Below are 600 nucleotides of genomic sequence, written 5' to 3'. Positions count from 1 at the left end.
GCCGCGGCCGCCTGCAGTGCCGCCACCGCAGCATCCGCGTTGATGCGCCCGGCGTCGGGGTTGTGCAGCACCCGGCCGTCGAAGCGGATGCCCGGCCAACGCTCCCCCGCCGCCTCCGGAGTGAGGAACTCGGCTCCGAGCCCCGCTGAGCGGAGCGCATCCGCGACGGCGTCGAACGCCGGGTTCGGCCCATGGTTGACCACGCCGACCTGGTCGAAGACCGCGGCCCCCGACTCGGCCTCGAGCTCGCGCCAGAGCGGCACGGCCTCCGCGAGCATGCCGACGTAGGTGGGATCGGCGTACGCGGTGTTGAAGTTGCGCGATGCGCCGTGCGAGGCGCCGTTCTTGTGGCCCGGCTCGAAGCGCTCGAGGAGGAGCACGGGCCGTCCGCGCCGCGCGAGCTGCCACGCCGTCGCCGACCCCATGGCACCGCCGCCGATGACGACGGTGCCGACGCGCTCGACGGGGGCGGTGTGCACAACTGATCCGAGGCTCATGCGCCCATCCTGCCAGCCTGCGCGGGCACCGGCCCAGCCCGCGAGTTGCGCGGCGTCACAGACCGGCTGAGGTGTCGCAGATCGACGTTCCCCGGCCCAGGGA

The 600-nt window shown here is 74.0% G+C and carries 1 protein-coding gene; it reads right to left on the bottom strand.

Annotation, left to right across the window (positions count from 1 at the left end; all coding sequences use genetic code 11):
• Positions 1-497, bottom strand: a 497-nt coding sequence (locus QN357_RS19195; protein WP_323505425.1) for an FAD-dependent oxidoreductase, incomplete at its 3' end; no start/stop codon positions are given.
• Positions 498-600 lie beyond the last annotated feature (103 nt).

The sequence above is a fragment of the Cryobacterium sp. RTC2.1 genome (assembly GCF_035018685.1).
Taxonomy (GTDB): Bacteria; Actinomycetota; Actinomycetes; order Actinomycetales; family Microbacteriaceae; genus Cryobacterium; species Cryobacterium glucosi.
The sequence above is the reverse complement of the archived record's forward strand: the minus strand, read 5'-3'. Positions and strand labels throughout refer to the sequence as shown.